The sequence below is a fragment of the Fundidesulfovibrio magnetotacticus genome (genome assembly GCF_013019105.1).
In the GTDB taxonomy this organism is placed as follows: domain Bacteria; phylum Desulfobacterota; class Desulfovibrionia; order Desulfovibrionales; family Desulfovibrionaceae; genus Fundidesulfovibrio; species Fundidesulfovibrio magnetotacticus.
The window spans coordinates 13,105-27,758 of sequence record NZ_BLTE01000011.1; the positions used below are offsets into that span (position 1 = coordinate 13,105).

Genomic DNA, 14,654 nt, shown 5'->3' on the forward strand with positions numbered 1-14,654 from the left:
GGCCGGGGCCGCCGCCGTCGCGGCCTTGCCGTCCGGGGGATCAGAGCGTACACACCGCCCCAAGACGCCTTCCCCGCAGGCCACACGGGAGGCCAGGACGCCATGCCCACCATGCCCCGCCGCGACAGGCCCCGCTACGGCCACAGGGAAACCATCGACCACCAGTCCGAGACGGTGCGCCGCATCCTGGACGCCGCCGCCACACTCTTCGCGGAGCACTGCTACGAGGGCACGCGCATCGACGACATCGCGGCCCGGGCCGGGGTGAACAAGGCCACCATCTATTACCACATCGGCGGCAAGGAGCGCGTCTACCAGGTGGTGCTCCTGCGCCACTTCACCGAGCTGGCCGACAGGATGGAGGAGCGCATGGCCGGGTGCGAGGACCCGCTTGAGGGCTTGCGCCTGGTGGTGCGCCTGCACGCCGAGGCCTTCATGGCCGACAACCGCCTGCCGCGCACCGTGGCCCACGAGATGGCCGGGGGCTCGCGGCGCATCACCCCGGAGATCGTGGCCGCCTACGGGCGCATCCACGCCATCACGGCGCGCCACCTGCGCGCCGGGGTGGCCGCGGGCCGTCTGCGCGACGTGAAGCCGGGCGCGCTCCAGGTGCTCCTGGCGGGCTCGCTCCTGGTGAGCACCATCAACGCCCCCTTCCGCGAGCAGCTCTCCAGCGTGCTCATGCCCGGCGAGATGGCCTCCCTCGAGGAGATGGCCGCGCTGCTCGAAGACATCCTCGCGCGGTATCTGGTCCGCGCCTGAGGTCCGTCCGCGCCCGGTTTCCGGGTGACCCGGCCTGCTTTGCGTTGACTCAACCAACCGGTTGGTGCATAGCGTAAGACATTACGTCGACCCCTGTTTCAAGGGAATCGTAGCCGCGCACGGAGTCCCCATGCTCGTGGACGAGGAAACCGCCCGAAAGCTCGCCGAATCTCTGGTCGCCGCCTTCAACGACCGCGACGAGGCCCGGCTGCACGCCCTCTTCCGCGAGGACGTGGTGATGCGCAGCCCCGTCATCTACCAGCTCATGGGGGCCGAGGGCGTCCTGCGCGGGCGCGAGGCCGTCGCCCCTTATTTGCGCCTGGTCTACACGCAGCTGGGCCACACCCGGTTCCGGCTCCAGGGCGTTTATTGCGGCGCGGGTTCCTTCGCCATGCGCTGCTCCACCGTGTTCGAGAAGGAGGCCGTGGAGTTCTTCGAGGTGGACGACAAGGGCCTCATCACCTCCTGGAACGCCTGCTTCGATTCGCTCAAGCTGCCCTGACGCCCGGTTCGCCCCCCCATCCGAGGAGATCCCATGCCCCAGACGCCCGGCTCCTGCCGCGACCTGACCGATCACCTGGAGCTGCTCAAGGCCAACGGCCTGCTCCACGTGGTGGACCGCCCCATCGACAAGGACAGCGAACTGCACCCCCTGGTGCGCTGGCAGTACCGGGGGCACATCCCCGAACCCGAGCGCAAGGCTTTCCTCTTCACCAACGTCACCGACGCCAAGGGCCGCTCCTACCCCGGAGCGGCCGTGGCCGTGGGCGCGCTGGCGGGCAACCGGGCCATCTACGCCCTGGGCATGGGCTGCCCCGAGGAGGCCATCGGGGACACGTGGATCAGGGCCATGGCCAATCCCGTGGCCCCGCGCGTGGTGGAGAAGGCCCCCTGCCAGGAGGTGGTGCTCACCGGCGACGACCTCAAGGGCGAGGGCAGGGGCCTGGACGCCCTGCCCATCCCGGTCTCCACGCCGGGCTGGGACACGGCCCCCTATTTCACGGCCGCCCTCTGGGTGAGCCGCGACCCGGACTCCGGCATCCAGAACCTGGGGCTCTACCGGGGCAATCTCAAGGCCGGCGACCGCGTGGCCGTGATGATGGAGCGCTCCACCCTGGCGGGCGGCGGCGTGCACTGGGAGAAGTACCGCAAGCGCGGCGAGCCCATGCCCGTGGCCGCCGTGCTGGGCGCGCCGCCCCTGGTGGCCTTCACCGGCCCCCAGAAGCTGCCCCTGGACGTGGACGAGCTCACCGTGGCGGGCGCGCTGGCCGGCAGCCCCGTGGAAGTGGTGCGCTGCAAGACCGTGGACCTCCTCGTGCCCGCCCACGCCCAGGTGATCGTGGAGGGCACCATCGACACCGCCCGCCTGGAGCCCGAAGGCCCCTTCGGGGAATCCCACGGCTACATGGCCCTGGAGGAGTACAACTACTCCATGACCGTCACGGCCATCACCCGGCGCGCCAACTACGTGATCAGCTCCATCATCAGCCAGGTGACGCCCTGCGAGTCCAGCGTGATCAAGAAGGTGGCCTACGAGCCCCTCTACCTGGCCCACCTGCGCGACACCCTGAACATCAAGGGCGTCACGCGCGTCTCCATGCACGAGCCGCTCACCAACCTGCGCCGCTTCCTGTTCGTCAGCGTGAAAGCGGGCACGCCGCGCACCGAGATTTGGCGAGCCCTGGAGGGCGCGGCCTCCTTCACCCCGGCCATCGGCAAGTTCTGCATCGCCATCGACGAGGACATCGACCCCGAAAACGCCGACCATGTGCTTTGGGCCATGGCCTACCGCTGCAACCCCGCCCAGGACACCCACGTGATCCCCTTCCGGGGGCCGGGGCACGGGCCCAAGCTCAAGGGCTCCGACGGCGACGCCACCATGCTCGTGGACGCCACCGCCAAGGGGACCTACCCCCCCGTGGCACTGCCCAAGCGCGAATACATGGAGCGCGCCCGCGCCCTCTGGGAGGAGCTGGGCCTGCCCCGGCTCACGCCCGAGTCGCCCTGGAGCGGCTACTCCCTGGGCGACTGGTCCGAGGAGTGGGACGCCTGCGCCCTGCGCGCCGCCAAGGGCGACTGGATGGCCAACGGGCGGCGCAGCGCCGCCAACATGAGCGCCACGGCCAGCCCCCAGGAGCCCGCCGTGGGCATCGTCTTCAAGGAGTAGGCCCGGCGTCCGGCGCGGCCCTGCGGCCCGCCACAGGGCGGCGGGCCGCGCGGGCGCATCCCCGGGCCGCCGCCTTGATGGAGCCTTCCGGCCGGGCATGCGCGGAAACAACGCTCCCCGGCGGCCGAGCCAAACGCGAAGATTCAACCAACCGGTTGGTGAAACGGCGAAGCCGCCCGCCAAAGACCGGCAACCAACATGAGCAGGAGACGGGGAATGCAAAAGGGATTCAAGAAGCAGTATGACGACCTGGACGACCACCTGGCCAAGCTCGACAAGGCGGGGCTCCTCTGGACCGTCGACGCCCCCATGAACAAGGACCGCCACCTCCACCCCTTCGTGCGCTGGGGCTACGTGGGCGACGTTGGCACCGTGACCAGCAACAACCCCAAGCGGGCCTTCCTCTTCACCAACGTCACCGACTCCAAGGGCCGCTCCTACAAGGGCGACTGCGACGTGGTGGTGGGCGTCACGGCGGGTTCCCCCGCCATCTACGCCGCGTCCCTGGGCATCGAGGACTCCGGCGAGGACATCTCCGCCCTGGGCCAGAAGATCTACGAAAAGTGGGTGCACGCCTTCCAGAATCCCGTGGCCGCCGTGGAGATCCCTTCCGAGGAGGCTCCGGTGCACGAGCTGATCCTTGAAGGCGAGGCCCTCAAGGGCGGCGCGGACAAGGGCCTGGACACCCTCCCCGTGCCCAACAACACCCCGGGCTGGGACACCGCCCCCTACTTCTCCGCCGGGCTGTGGATCACCAAGGATCTCGACACCGGCGTCGAGAACATCAGCCAGAACCGGTGCAGCCTCAAGGCCTCGGACCGCATGACGGGCATGTGGCTCATCCAGACGGGCGGCGGCGCGCACAACAACTGGGTGAAGTACAAGGAGCGCGGCGAGAAGATGCCCGTGGCGCTCATCGTGGGCGCTCCGCCCCTGCTCCAGGTGGTGGGCCCCCAGAAGACCCCCGAGAACCTCAACGACCTCGACGTGGCCGGCGGCCTGGCAGGCGCGCCCTTCCGCAAGGTGCGCTGCAAGACCGTGCCCCTGTGGGCCCCCGCCGACGCCCAGATCATCATCGAAGGCTGGATCGACCCCTCCAAGCTGGAGATGGAGGCCCCCTTCGGCGAGTCCTACGGCAACATGAGCGTGGAGGAGTACAACCACTCCATCGAGGTCACGGCCATCACCCGGCGCAGGAAGGCCACCATCACCTCCATGATTTCCCAGATGGCCCCCTCCGAGTCGGGCGTGATCAAGCAGCTCAACTACTCGGCGGTGATGCTCAACCACCTCAAGAACGTGCTCTACATCCGCCAGGTGAAGGACGTGGCCCTGCACGGCCCCATGATCGGCGTCTCGCGCTTCACGGTCATCGTGCTGGAGAAGAACACGCCCAAGACCGAGATCTGGCGCGCCCTGGAGGCCGCCACCACGGCCATGCGCTCCGTGGGCAAGATCACCGTGGCCGTGGACGAGGACATCAACCCCAACAACGTGGAGGAGGTGCTCTGGGCCATCGCCTACCGCACCGACCTCATGAAGTCCGTGAAGATCGTGGACCACCAGGCCAACGGACACGCCCCCAAGCTGCGCGACCGCCCCTGGGAGGCCAAGCTCATGATCGACGCCACCATGCACTACGCCATGCCCCCCGTGGCCCTGCCCACGAAGGAGATCATGGAGGAGGCCCGCGAGCTGTGGAACCAGGCCGGGCTGCCCCCCGTGACCCCGCGCTGGAAGTGGTTCGGCTACAGCCTGGGCGACTGGTGCGACGAATGGACCAGGTGCGCCGAGCGCGCCGTGGCGGGCGACTGGCTTATCAACGGCCTGCGCACGGCCCTGCTGGTGGACACCGACGCCGTGGGCGGCCCCACTGCGGGCGTGCCCCGCAAGGGCGTTGTAACCTGGAACGAAAAGACCAGCCAGGTGGACTATCCCGAAGGCTTCCCCCTCAAGGACGACTTCGAAACCGACCAGTAGCCGCGTGACGGCGGTCCGGCCCCTCCCGACGGGGAGGGCCGGGCCTCCGCCGACCCATCCCGGGGAAACTTCCGGGCCGGAACGCTCCGGCCCGGAGCGCCCCGGGACGTGTCCCGGACCGGCTCCGGGCCAAGCCCAGGGCAGGCCCGGGACCGGCGCCCTCCACTCGACCGGGCGGCGGCCCCGCCCAAAGGAATCCCGATCCCATGCGAAGACTCGTCGTCGGCATCTCGGGGGCCAGCGGCGTCCTCTACGGCGTGCGCCTCCTGGAGGCGCTGCGGACCGTGCCGGACGTGGAAACCCACCTCGTCGTCAGCAAGGGCGCGGAACTCACCCTGCGCCTGGAAACCGACCGTTCCCTGCAAAGCGTCCAGGCCCTGGCCCACGTGGTGCACGACAACGCCAACCTGGCGGCCTCCATCTCCAGCGGCTCGTTCCCGGCCCTGGGCATGGCGGTGGTCCCCTGCTCCATGAAGAGCCTGGCCCAGATCGCCCTGTCGCTCAACGACAACCTCCTCACCCGCGCCGCCGACGTGACGCTCAAGGAACGCCGCAAGCTGGTGATCGTCCCGCGCGAAACGCCCCTGCATCTGGGACACCTGCGCCACATGACCGCCCTGGCCGAAACCGGCGCGGTGATCCTGCCCCCCGCCCCCTCGTTCTACCACGGTCCGCAGACCATCATGGACATCGTGGACCAGACCGTGGGCAAGGTGCTCGACCAGTTCGGGCTGGAGCACGACCTCTTCCGCCGCTGGAGCGGCGCGCACGGGGCGTAGGCGGCCAGGGCTCCGCCCCGCGCCCGGCAGGGCTCTGCCCTGCACCCGCTGGGGGGATCATCCCCCCAGACCCCGCAACGGCTTCGCGGGGTCGCACGGCGCGGTTGAGCCGGGAGGAAAGTCCGTCGGGGAGGAAACAATGCGGCCAAAGAATTGCAACACCCCGAACAGAACGCGGGGGCTTGCGGGTTTCTCCTGCGAGTCCGGGAGCACGGGCGGCCGCGAGGGCGCTTAACGAGACGGCGTGCGCGCCCAGCAGTGGTCCGCCGCGTCCAGGACCGCGCGCAGCACGGCATCACCGGCCACGCCGGACGCGATCTCCGTGAGCATGGCGTCGTCGGCCAGCTGCGCGGTCTCGCTCCAGTCCATGGTCACGATCATCACGGCCGTCAGGGAGCGCTCGCCCAGCGGCTTGTCCGGAGGGAAGGCGTATTCCAGAACGTAGCACAGGTTGGCCCCGGCCTTGGCCAGGGCCGCGCGGTCGCGCGCGGTGAACGTGCGCCCCTGCGAGGCCTTGCCCACCAGGGAGTCCAGGTTGAAGATGCCCGTGGCCCGCGCCCTGGGAGCACGCTGGCCGTGCCCGGGATAGTCGCTCCAGCTCACGCGGGAAAAGAAGGGACAGCCCTCCAGCACCTGGCGCAGGGTGCGCCCTGGAGCCGGGGCCTGAGGCCGCGCGGTGGGATCGGGCAAGGCCTTCAGGCGCTCCACGGGGTCCGTGCCGCAGGCCGCCAGAAAGAGAGCCGCCAGCGCGCAGCACAGGGCCGCGCGCCAGGGCGCTCGCGGCGGCGTCCGCCCGGCGGGGCTCCCCGGCCGGTCAGTCGGCCGAGTTGAACGTGCCGCAGTTCTCGCAGGAAAAGCCGTAGAACCTGGGTTCACCATCCACCACTTCCACGTCCACGTGGTTCATGTGGCCGCACTTTTCGCACTGGATCAGGGCCACGCCCGCCTTGGGGTCGTACAGACAGTCCTCGCCGCGGATCGATACGCTGTCGGTGAAGGCATCCATGCCCATGGGGTGCTCCTCGCTTGCCGGTTGAGGGGGTGCGTCCCGAGCATAGCCCAGCCCCGGCCCCGTGGCAACGCTCACCCAGCGAGAAAGGCCCTCGCCCCCGCCACCAGGGCCATCCCGGCCAGCACCGGGCCGAAGAACCCCCGCGTGCGCCACGCCAGGAACCCGGTGAGCAGCGCGGCCCAGAGAAACAGGTTGTCCGGCGTGAGCTTGAGCTGCCCCCGCTCCAGCAGCACCGACTGGGCCAGGAGCGCCCCCAGCACCGCCGGGGGCACCACCGCCAGGAACCGGCGCAGGGCCTCGGGCATGGGCCGCGAGGCGAAGAACAGGGCGGGCGCGAGCCGGGGCAGGTAGGTTGCCAGGGCCATGCCCAGGATGGTCAGGAAGATCTCGGTCTGGTCCATGGTGGTCCTTGCGGATCAGCGCCCGCTGGCGGGTCCGGCCCCGTCGCGGTCCGGCTCCGGCCCGGCTCCTGTTTGATCACGGCCCGGACCGGGGACGCCCGGGGCTTGGTCTCCGCCCCGGCCTCCGCCGCTGCGCGGCGCGGCCCAGGGAGTCAGGGAGGCGATCCCGGCGGCGGCCACGGCTCCGGCCAACACGGCGTAGGGCGCGGCCGGAGTCCGGGAGATCGCGAGGCACAGCCCCGCCCCGAGCACGGCGGCCAGGGCGTGGGCGCGTCCGGCCAGCTGCCCGGTGAGCAGCACGGCGAACATGGCGGGCAGGGCGAAATCCAGCCCCAGTGGGCGCACGTCGGGCACCAGCCCCCCGGCCAGGGCCCCGGCCAGGCTCCCGGCGATCCAGGCCAGCTGGGCGAAGGCGTTGATGGCCAGGGTCTTCGCGGTGGATTGCTGATGGTTGTTTAAGCGCGTGGCGTGCAGGGCGAAGGTCTCGTCCGTGAGCTGGAAGCAGAAGCGGGCGATGCGCGCCCTGGGCCAGCCCGAGAGGTGCGGCGAGAGCGCCGCCGAGAAGAGCACGTGGCGCAGGTTCACCACGAACGTGGTGGCGATCACCGAGAGGGCGGGCGCGCCCGCGCCCAGCATCTCCACCCCGATGAGCTGGGCCGACCCCGCGAACACCAAAACGGACATGAGCCCCGCGTTGGCCACGCCCAGGCCCGCCTTCACGGCCAGCACGCCGTAGGCGAAGCCCACGGGCAGGTAGCCCATCACGATGGGCAGGGCCTGGGTGAAGGCCGAGGGTTCGGAGCGGGTGGGGGCCTGTGGCATGGGGCTGGCTGCTACCGGGAAGGCGTCGCCGGGTCAAGACCGCGCGGGCCAGACCTCCCGGGAGCCCTGGCGTCCCGGGGGGCGATGCGTTATCCCCATTCCCAAGGAGATCCCCATGAGCGTCACGCGCACCGTCACCACCTGCACGCGCGATTGTCCCAGCTGCTGCGGCCTGGTGGCCGTGGCCAGGGACGGCGTGCTCCAGGCCATCGAGGGCAACCCGGCGCATCCCCTCAACCGGGGCGGTCGCTGCCGCAAGATGCGCGCCTACGTGGCGCGCGTGAACAGCCCCGAGCGCGTGCTCCACCCCATGCGGCGCGAGGGCGTCTCCTGGCGGCGCGTGAGCTGGGCCCAGGCCCTGGACGAACTGGCCGACCGGCTGGGCGAGGCCGCCTCGTCGTCCGGGCCCGAGTCCATCCTGCACTACCAGGGCTACGGCGAGCGTACGGCCCTCAAGCTCCTGAACGGCCGCTTCTTCGCCCACCTGGGCGGGGCCACGGGGCTTGCGGGCTCGCTGTGCAGCGGCACGGCCTACGCCGCCATGGCGCTCGATTTCGGCACGCGACTCTCCCACGACCCCCTGGACCATCAGAACAGCCGCACCCTGGTGCTCTGGGGTCGCAACCCGGCGGCCACCCAGTTCAACATGGCGCGCATCCTGGCCCGGGCGCGCAAGAACGGAGCGACCGTCTGGCTGGTGGACCCGGCCGCCACCGAAAGTCTCGCGCTGGCCCACCGCCACGTGCGGCCCGCCCCGGGCGCGGACCTCCACCTGGCCCTGGCCGCTGCCCGCCACGCCCTGGAACAGGGCTGGGAGGACAAGGACTTCCTGCGTGGGCGCTCTGAGGGCTTCGAGGCCTTCCGCGCCCTGGCCTTCGCGCGGCCGGTGGAGGAGCACGCCCGGCTGGCGGGCGTCCCCCCCGAGGACGCGCGCGGCCTGGCCCACGCCCTTTGCCGGGAGCGCCCGGCCGCCGTGCTCCTGGGCTGGGGCCTGCACCGCCACGTGGACGCCCACCTGGGCGTGCGCGCAATCGACGCCCTCCAGGCCCTGGCGGGCAACGTGGGCGTGCCCGGCGGCGGCGTGAGCCAGGGCTTCGAGGAATACGGCCCGTACGACCAGTCCGTCTGGGGCGAACACCTCCACCTGCCGCGCCGCGCGGTGCTCCTGCCCGACCTGGCCCGCTCCATGGAGGCCTGCCGCTCGCCGCGCCTGCGCGCGGCGGTGGTCAGCGCGGCCAACCCCGCGTGCATGGCCCCGGACTCCGAGGCCGTGGCCCGGGCTTTCAGGGCTTTGGAGTTCACGGCGTACATGGGCCATTTCCTGGACGACACGGCCCGGCTGGCCCACCTCTTCCTCCCCTGCGCGACGTTTCTCGAAGAGGACGACGTGGTGGCCTCCTACGGCCACAACTACCTGGGGCCGGTGAACAGGGCCTGCGCGCCCCGGGGCGAGTGCCGTTCCCAGTTCGCCGTCTACCAGGACCTGGCCGCGCGCTTCCCCTTCGCAAAGGACTACGTGAAGCCCCTGGACGACTGGCTGTCCATCATCTGCCGCCCCTTCCTGGACAAGGGCTTCACCCTGGAGGACATCCGGCGCGGCCCCGTGCGCGACCCGGACGCCCCCATGGTCCCCTGGCGCGAGGGGCCTTTCGACACCCCCTCGGGGCGCTTCCGCTTCCTGGACGCCCTGGAATTCGGCCCTGAAGCGTCCGACGGCCGCCCCCTCACGCTCCTCACCACCGGCAGCCCGGAGCATCTGTGTTCCGAGCTGACCCCGGCCGAGCACGACCCCCTGCCCGTGGCGCGCGTCCACCCCGACGCCGGGCGCTCCCAGGGCGTCGCCGACGGCGAGCCCGCCTGGATGGAAAGCGACCTGGGGAGGGTGAAGGTGCTCGTAAGCTTCGACGCGGCCCAGCGACCGGACGTGTGCCTGTGCCGTCGGGGCGGCTGGATCGCGGCCGGGCACGGCCTGAACCGCCTGATCCCGGCCGGGGCCAGCGCCCTGGGCAACGGCACGCCCTACTACCGCGCCCGCGTGAGTCTGCGCCCGGCGGTCCCGGTTGACAGCGCCGGGCACGGGCAGTAGCTCCCGGGCATTCCACAATCCAATCCGGAGTATTCATGCCTCCCATTCCCGTCACGGTGCTCACCGGCTTCCTGGGGGCCGGCAAGACGACCCTTCTTAACCGGGTGCTCACGGGCGCTCACGGCAAACGCTACGCCGTCATCGTCAACGAGTTCGGCGAGGCCGGCATCGACAACGAGCTGGTGGCCACCTCGGACGAGGAAATCTTCGAGATGAACAACGGCTGCGTCTGCTGCACCGTGCGCGGCGACCTCATCCGCATGGTGGCCGGGCTCACGCGGCGCAAGGGCCGCCTGGACGGCATCCTGGTGGAGACCACCGGGCTGGCCGACCCCGCCCCCGTGATCCAGACCTTCTTCCTGGACGCCGAAACCCGCGAGCGCGCCGCCCTGGACAGCGTGGCCACCGTGGTGGACGCCCGCCACGTCCACGCCCAGCTGGAGAGTCAGCCCGAGGCCCGCGAGCAGGTGGTCTTCGCGGACCTGGTGATCGTCAACAAGGCCGACCTGGTGGACGCCCAGGGCCTGGAGGCCGCCGTGCGGGCCGTGCGCTCGCTCAATCCCCGGGCCGAGGTGCTCGTGGCCGAGCGCTGCGACGTGCCCGTGGAGAAGGTGCTGGGCCGGGGCTCCTTCGACCTCGCCAAACTGCTGGACATCGAGCCCGACCTCCTGGACGAGAACGCCCACGAACATTCCCACGGCCACGTGGGCTCGGTGTCGCTGGTGAGCGAGCGCCCCGTGGACTTCGAGCGCTTCAAGGCCTGGATCGGCGGCTACTTGAACGAGCACGGCCAGCGGGTGATGCGCTGCAAGGGCGTGCTGCATCTGCCCGGCGAACGCCAGCGCATGGTCTTCCAGGGCGTGCACATGCTCCTGGAGATGGGCTTCGGCCTGCCCTGGAGGGAGGGCGAGCGCCCCATGAGCAAGGCCGTGTTCATCGGCAAGAACCTGGACCGCCTGGCCCTGGAGATCGCCTTCCGCGACTGCCTGGTGAAGCAATGAGCGCCCCCGAAAACCTCTCCCCCGGCCTGTGGCAGTGGTCGACAGGGGCCTTCGCCGAGCGCGTGGCCTTTTCGGCGGACGCGGGCTCCCTGGCCGTGGCCCTGGGCGACGGCCGCCTGGGCGTGGTCTCCCTGCCCTCGGGGACCATGGAATACTTCCCCGTGCACCGGGGCTCCTGCCTGAGCGTGGCCGCCCATCCCGCCGGTGGCTGGATCACCGGCGGCGACGACGGCGTGCTGGCCTACGTGGACGCCAAGGGCGCGGCCGAACAGATCGCCCTGGCCAGCGGCTGCTGGCTGGAGCACATGGCCGCCTCCCGCGCAGGAGACATGCTGGCCGTGGCCGCCGGGCGCAACGTCCTGGCGCTGGACCTTCACGCGGGTTCCATGGCCACCCTGGGGCCGCACCCCGGGGCGGTGTTGGGGCTCTGCGTCAGCCCGGCCGGGGGCGTTTTGGCCGCCACCCACGCCGGGGGCTTCACCTTGTGGGACCTCCAGGAGGCCCAGACCCCCACGCGACTGGACCTCCAGGGCATGAACATCGCCCCGGCCTTCTCGCCCGACGGTTCGTATCTGGCGTTGGGGCACCAGGAGAACACCATCCATGTGGTGGACCTGGAATCGCGCAAGGTCTTCCAACTGGGGGGGCTGCCCGCCCGGCCCGGCCGCCTGGCCTGGTCCCACGACGGTGGGCTTCTTTTGCACACGGGCACCAAGGCCGTGCTGGGCTGGCCCGTGCCCGGCTGCTTCGCCCCCAATCCCGCGCCCGTGGCCTTCGCCGTGCAGCCCGAGGCGCGCATGACCGCCCTGGACGCCAACCCGCGCATCCCCTTCGCGGCCTGCGGCTTCGCGGACGGCACGCTGCTCCTGGCGGAGCTCAAGCGCATGGCCGCCCATCCCCTGGACCTGGAGCCCCTTGCCCCCGCCACCTGCGCCCTCTGGAGCCCCCAGGGCCTGCACCTGGCCTGCGCTTTCGAGGACGGCCGCGTGGCCCTCCTGGACCTGCGCGCCTTCCTGGCCCAGGGCTGAGCCCCGCACCCGGAGCCCTCTCGAAGCACCTTCACGGAGACGCCATGAACACCCCCGTCCGCTTCCGCCCCGCCGCCCGGATCCTGGCCTGCCTGTGCCTCGCCGCCTGCCTCCTGGCCTTTCCGGCCCCGTCCGTCCGGGCTGCGGCCACTCTCGACGCCGTGAAGGCCCGGCTCATCGCGGACGGCGTGCCCCGCGACCAGGTGGAGGCCGCCTTCGCCCGCCCCTCGGTACGCTTCACCGAAGGCCCCATGTCCCAGAAGCTCTTCGACAAGTTCACTGCCAAGTACGGCTCCGACACCATCCGGGGCCTGCAGCAGCGGCTCATGGAGCTGGGCTGGTACTCGGGCAAGGCGACCGGGCGCACGGACTTCGTGTTCCGCCTGAGCGTGCGCGCCTTCCAGAAGTCCCTGGGCCTCAAGGAGACCGGCAAGGCCAGCCCCGAACTGCTGGTGGCCGCGCGGCGCGAAAAGAACAAGGCCCCGGCCGAGGAGCAGGCCCGGCTCAAGGTCCTGGCCGAGAAGGGGCCGCCGGACGTGTGGGAGTCCATCTTCGCGCCCGAGCGCCTGGCCGAGGCCCGTGAGTTCTACAACGCCAACCAGGCCCTGCTGGAGGAGATCCACAAGGCCTACGGCGTGCCCCCGGCCGTGACCACCGGGCTCCTCACCCTGGAGACGCGCACCGGCCGCTTCCTGGGAGACGACCTGGCGCTCAACAATCTGGCCAGCCTGGCCGCCTGCACCACCGCCGACCCCGTGATGGACGCCTTCCAGGGCGAGCGCGTCACCCCGGACCGCAAGGCCTGGCTGGACGCCAAGGCCGCCGAGACCGCCGCATGGGCCTACAAGGAGCTCAAGGCCCTCTTCCGCTACGCCCAGGAGAACCGCCTGGACGTGACGGCCATGCCCGGGTCCTACATGGGGGCCATCGGCATCAGCCAGTTCATGCCCACAAGCCTGTTGGCCTACGGACGCGACGGCGACGGCGACGGCCGCGTGGACATCTTCAACCTGCGCGACGCCATGCACTCCATGGGCAACTATCTCAACGCCCACGGCGTGAAAGGCAACCTCGACGACGACGCGGCCGTGCGCGCCGCCCTCTTCCGCTACAACCACTCCCAGACCTACGTGAACACCATCATGGGCCTGGCCGCCTGGCTCAAGGGCGCGCCCGCGCCGGTGTCCGGAGGGCAGGCGGGGCAGTAAGCAGGACGCCCGGCGTCGGCGGACAAGCTGTCCTGCCCGTTCCCCCACGCCGAAAATACGTGTTCCACGCATTGTGGGCCGTTCCGCAAAGAGGTATGGGGGAAGCATAACGTAGGAACCTTGAAGCTCCGTGCCGCGTGGTGGGCGATGATCAAGCGTATTCCTGTGGCGCTGCTGAAACCCGGCATGTTCGTGCACGGGTTCGATCTCTCCTGGTTCAGACACCCCTTCGTGTCCACCAGGCTGGGCGTGGTGCGCGACCAGCGGCTCGTGGACGAGCTGGCCCGCCTGGGCGTGCGCCACGTGGAAGTGGACACCGAGCGGAGCCAGGATTTGACGGCGGTGACGGAGCCCGCCTGCTCCCCCGAACTTTCCGCCGCGCCCCCGGCGACAGGGGACTCCCCGGAACGCCCCGGCGCGCCACGTCTGGCCCCCTGCCCCCCGCCCGGCGACCGCGGCGCCGCCGTGCGCTTCGCCCGCAAGCTCTTCGACCACGCCATGAACGCCACACGGGGCCTCATGGAGGACGTCTCCCGGGGCGACCCCGTGGACCTCGACGAGCTCAAGCCCTGCATCGCAAAAGTGGTGGAGTCCGTGAACACCAACGAGGACGTGCTCCACCTGGTGCTCTCCCTCAAGGCCCACGACGACTACACCTACACCCACTGCCTCAACCTTGCCGCCCTGGGCGTGCTCCTGGGCAAGACCCTGGGCCTGGAGGGCGACCAGCTCGAACTGCTGGGCCTGGCGGGCATGCTCCACGACGTGGGCAAGTGCAAGATCCCCGGAGGGCTCGTCTCCAAGCCCGGGCCGCTCACCCCGGCGGAGTTCGAGACCATGAAGGGCCACGCCCTCCTGGGCTACGAGCACCTGGCCGCCCATCCCAATCCCGGCCTGCCCGAGAGCGTGCTGCGCGCCGTGCTGGAACACCACGAGCGCCTGGACGGCACGGGCTATCCCCAGGGCCTCGCGCGGGGGGGCATCCACCCTTTCAGCTCCATCATCAGCGTGGTGGACATCTACGACGCCCTCACCTCCGACCGCGTCTACCGCCCGCGCATCTCCGGCCATCTGGCCCTGCGCACGCTCTTCAACCTGCGCGGCCAGGCCCTGCCAGAGGAACTGGTGGACAGCTTCATCAAACGCCTGGGGGTCTATCCGGCCATGAGCGTGGTGCAGCTGCGCAACGGCTGCTACGCCCTGGTGATGCGCCAGACGCCGGGCAAGCCGCTCTTCCCCGAGGTGATGGTGTTCTGCGACAAGGACCGCAACCCCCTCTACCGCAGGCGCGTGGACACCTGGAGGCTCTGCGGCGAACTCTCCCGGAAGGAGTTCGAGATCCAGCGCACCGTGGAGCCCAGTGAAATGCCGCCGCCCCAGGCCGTGTTCGCCGCCGCCCCGTGAGATC

The 14,654-nt window shown here is 70.8% G+C and carries 14 protein-coding genes; 10 read left to right on the forward strand and 4 right to left on the reverse strand.

Going from position 1 to position 14,654, the window contains the following annotated elements:
• The first annotated feature begins 102 nt into the window (after window positions 1-102).
• From NNJEOMEG_RS12235 to NNJEOMEG_RS12255, 5 genes are all read left to right on the forward strand, one after another.
• The gene (locus tag NNJEOMEG_RS12235; RefSeq protein WP_235956943.1) at window positions 103-762 is read left to right on the forward strand and encodes a TetR/AcrR family transcriptional regulator; all 660 of its coding nucleotides are present in this window, start codon (window positions 103-105) and stop codon (window positions 760-762) included.
• 130 nt (window positions 763-892) lie between these two features.
• Window positions 893-1,264 (forward strand): nuclear transport factor 2 family protein, encoded by a 372-nt coding sequence (locus NNJEOMEG_RS12240; protein ID WP_173084834.1) that lies wholly within the window; start codon window positions 893-895, stop codon window positions 1,262-1,264.
• A gap of 33 nt (window positions 1,265-1,297) precedes the next feature.
• The gene (locus NNJEOMEG_RS12245) at window positions 1,298-2,929 is read left to right on the forward strand and encodes a UbiD family decarboxylase (RefSeq protein WP_173084835.1); all 1,632 of its coding nucleotides are present in this window, start codon (window positions 1,298-1,300) and stop codon (window positions 2,927-2,929) included.
• Window positions 2,930-3,145: 216 nt separating this feature from the next.
• Complete coding sequence (locus tag NNJEOMEG_RS12250; protein WP_173084836.1) at window positions 3,146-4,909, forward strand: UbiD family decarboxylase; 1,764 nt, start codon at window positions 3,146-3,148, stop codon at window positions 4,907-4,909.
• A gap of 206 nt (window positions 4,910-5,115) precedes the next feature.
• Window positions 5,116-5,688, forward strand: a complete 573-nt coding sequence (locus NNJEOMEG_RS12255) for a UbiX family flavin prenyltransferase (protein WP_173084837.1) — start codon at window positions 5,116-5,118, stop codon at window positions 5,686-5,688.
• A 231-nt stretch (window positions 5,689-5,919) separates the two neighbouring features.
• Here the strand turns inward: NNJEOMEG_RS12255 and NNJEOMEG_RS12260 are convergent, their stop codons facing one another.
• The 4 genes from NNJEOMEG_RS12260 to NNJEOMEG_RS12275 all read right to left on the reverse strand — a co-directional run bounded on the left by NNJEOMEG_RS12260 (window position 5,920) and on the right by NNJEOMEG_RS12275 (window position 7,923).
• Entirely contained in the window at window positions 5,920-6,378 is a 459-nt protein-coding gene (locus NNJEOMEG_RS12260; RefSeq protein ID WP_173084838.1) for a hypothetical protein, read from the reverse strand.
• A 124-nt stretch (window positions 6,379-6,502) separates the two neighbouring features.
• On the reverse strand, window positions 6,503-6,700 hold the full coding sequence (locus tag NNJEOMEG_RS12265) for a hypothetical protein (protein WP_235956944.1): 198 nt from the start codon (window positions 6,698-6,700) through the stop codon (window positions 6,503-6,505).
• A 71-nt stretch (window positions 6,701-6,771) separates the two neighbouring features.
• Window positions 6,772-7,101, reverse strand: a complete 330-nt coding sequence (locus tag NNJEOMEG_RS12270) for an AzlD domain-containing protein (protein WP_173084839.1) — start codon at window positions 7,099-7,101, stop codon at window positions 6,772-6,774.
• Window positions 7,102-7,116: 15 nt separating this feature from the next.
• Entirely contained in the window at window positions 7,117-7,923 is an 807-nt protein-coding gene (locus NNJEOMEG_RS12275; RefSeq protein ID WP_173084841.1) for an AzlC family ABC transporter permease, read from the reverse strand.
• 115 nt (window positions 7,924-8,038) lie between these two features.
• Here NNJEOMEG_RS12275 and NNJEOMEG_RS12280 point away from each other — a divergent pair, with 115 nt between their 5' ends.
• From NNJEOMEG_RS12280 to NNJEOMEG_RS12300, 5 genes are all read left to right on the forward strand, one after another.
• The gene (locus tag NNJEOMEG_RS12280) at window positions 8,039-10,009 is read left to right on the forward strand and encodes a molybdopterin-dependent oxidoreductase (RefSeq protein WP_173084843.1); all 1,971 of its coding nucleotides are present in this window, start codon (window positions 8,039-8,041) and stop codon (window positions 10,007-10,009) included.
• Between the two features lie 35 nt (window positions 10,010-10,044).
• Window positions 10,045-11,010 (forward strand): CobW family GTP-binding protein, encoded by a 966-nt coding sequence (locus tag NNJEOMEG_RS12285; RefSeq protein WP_173084845.1) that lies wholly within the window; start codon window positions 10,045-10,047, stop codon window positions 11,008-11,010.
• Window positions 11,007-12,038, forward strand: a complete 1,032-nt coding sequence (locus NNJEOMEG_RS12290) for a WD40 repeat domain-containing protein (RefSeq protein ID WP_173084847.1) — start codon at window positions 11,007-11,009, stop codon at window positions 12,036-12,038. Before NNJEOMEG_RS12285 ends, NNJEOMEG_RS12290 begins: the two co-directional genes overlap by 4 nt.
• 44 nt (window positions 12,039-12,082) lie before the next feature.
• Window positions 12,083-13,246: a lytic murein transglycosylase gene (locus tag NNJEOMEG_RS12295; RefSeq protein WP_173084849.1), complete on the forward strand. Its 1,164-nt coding sequence runs from the start codon at window positions 12,083-12,085 to the stop codon at window positions 13,244-13,246.
• 147 nt (window positions 13,247-13,393) lie between these two features.
• Window positions 13,394-14,650, forward strand: coding sequence for a cyclic di-GMP phosphodiesterase (locus tag NNJEOMEG_RS12300; protein WP_268885687.1), 1,257 nt, complete (start codon window positions 13,394-13,396; stop codon window positions 14,648-14,650).
• Window positions 14,651-14,654: the final 4 nt, after the last annotated feature.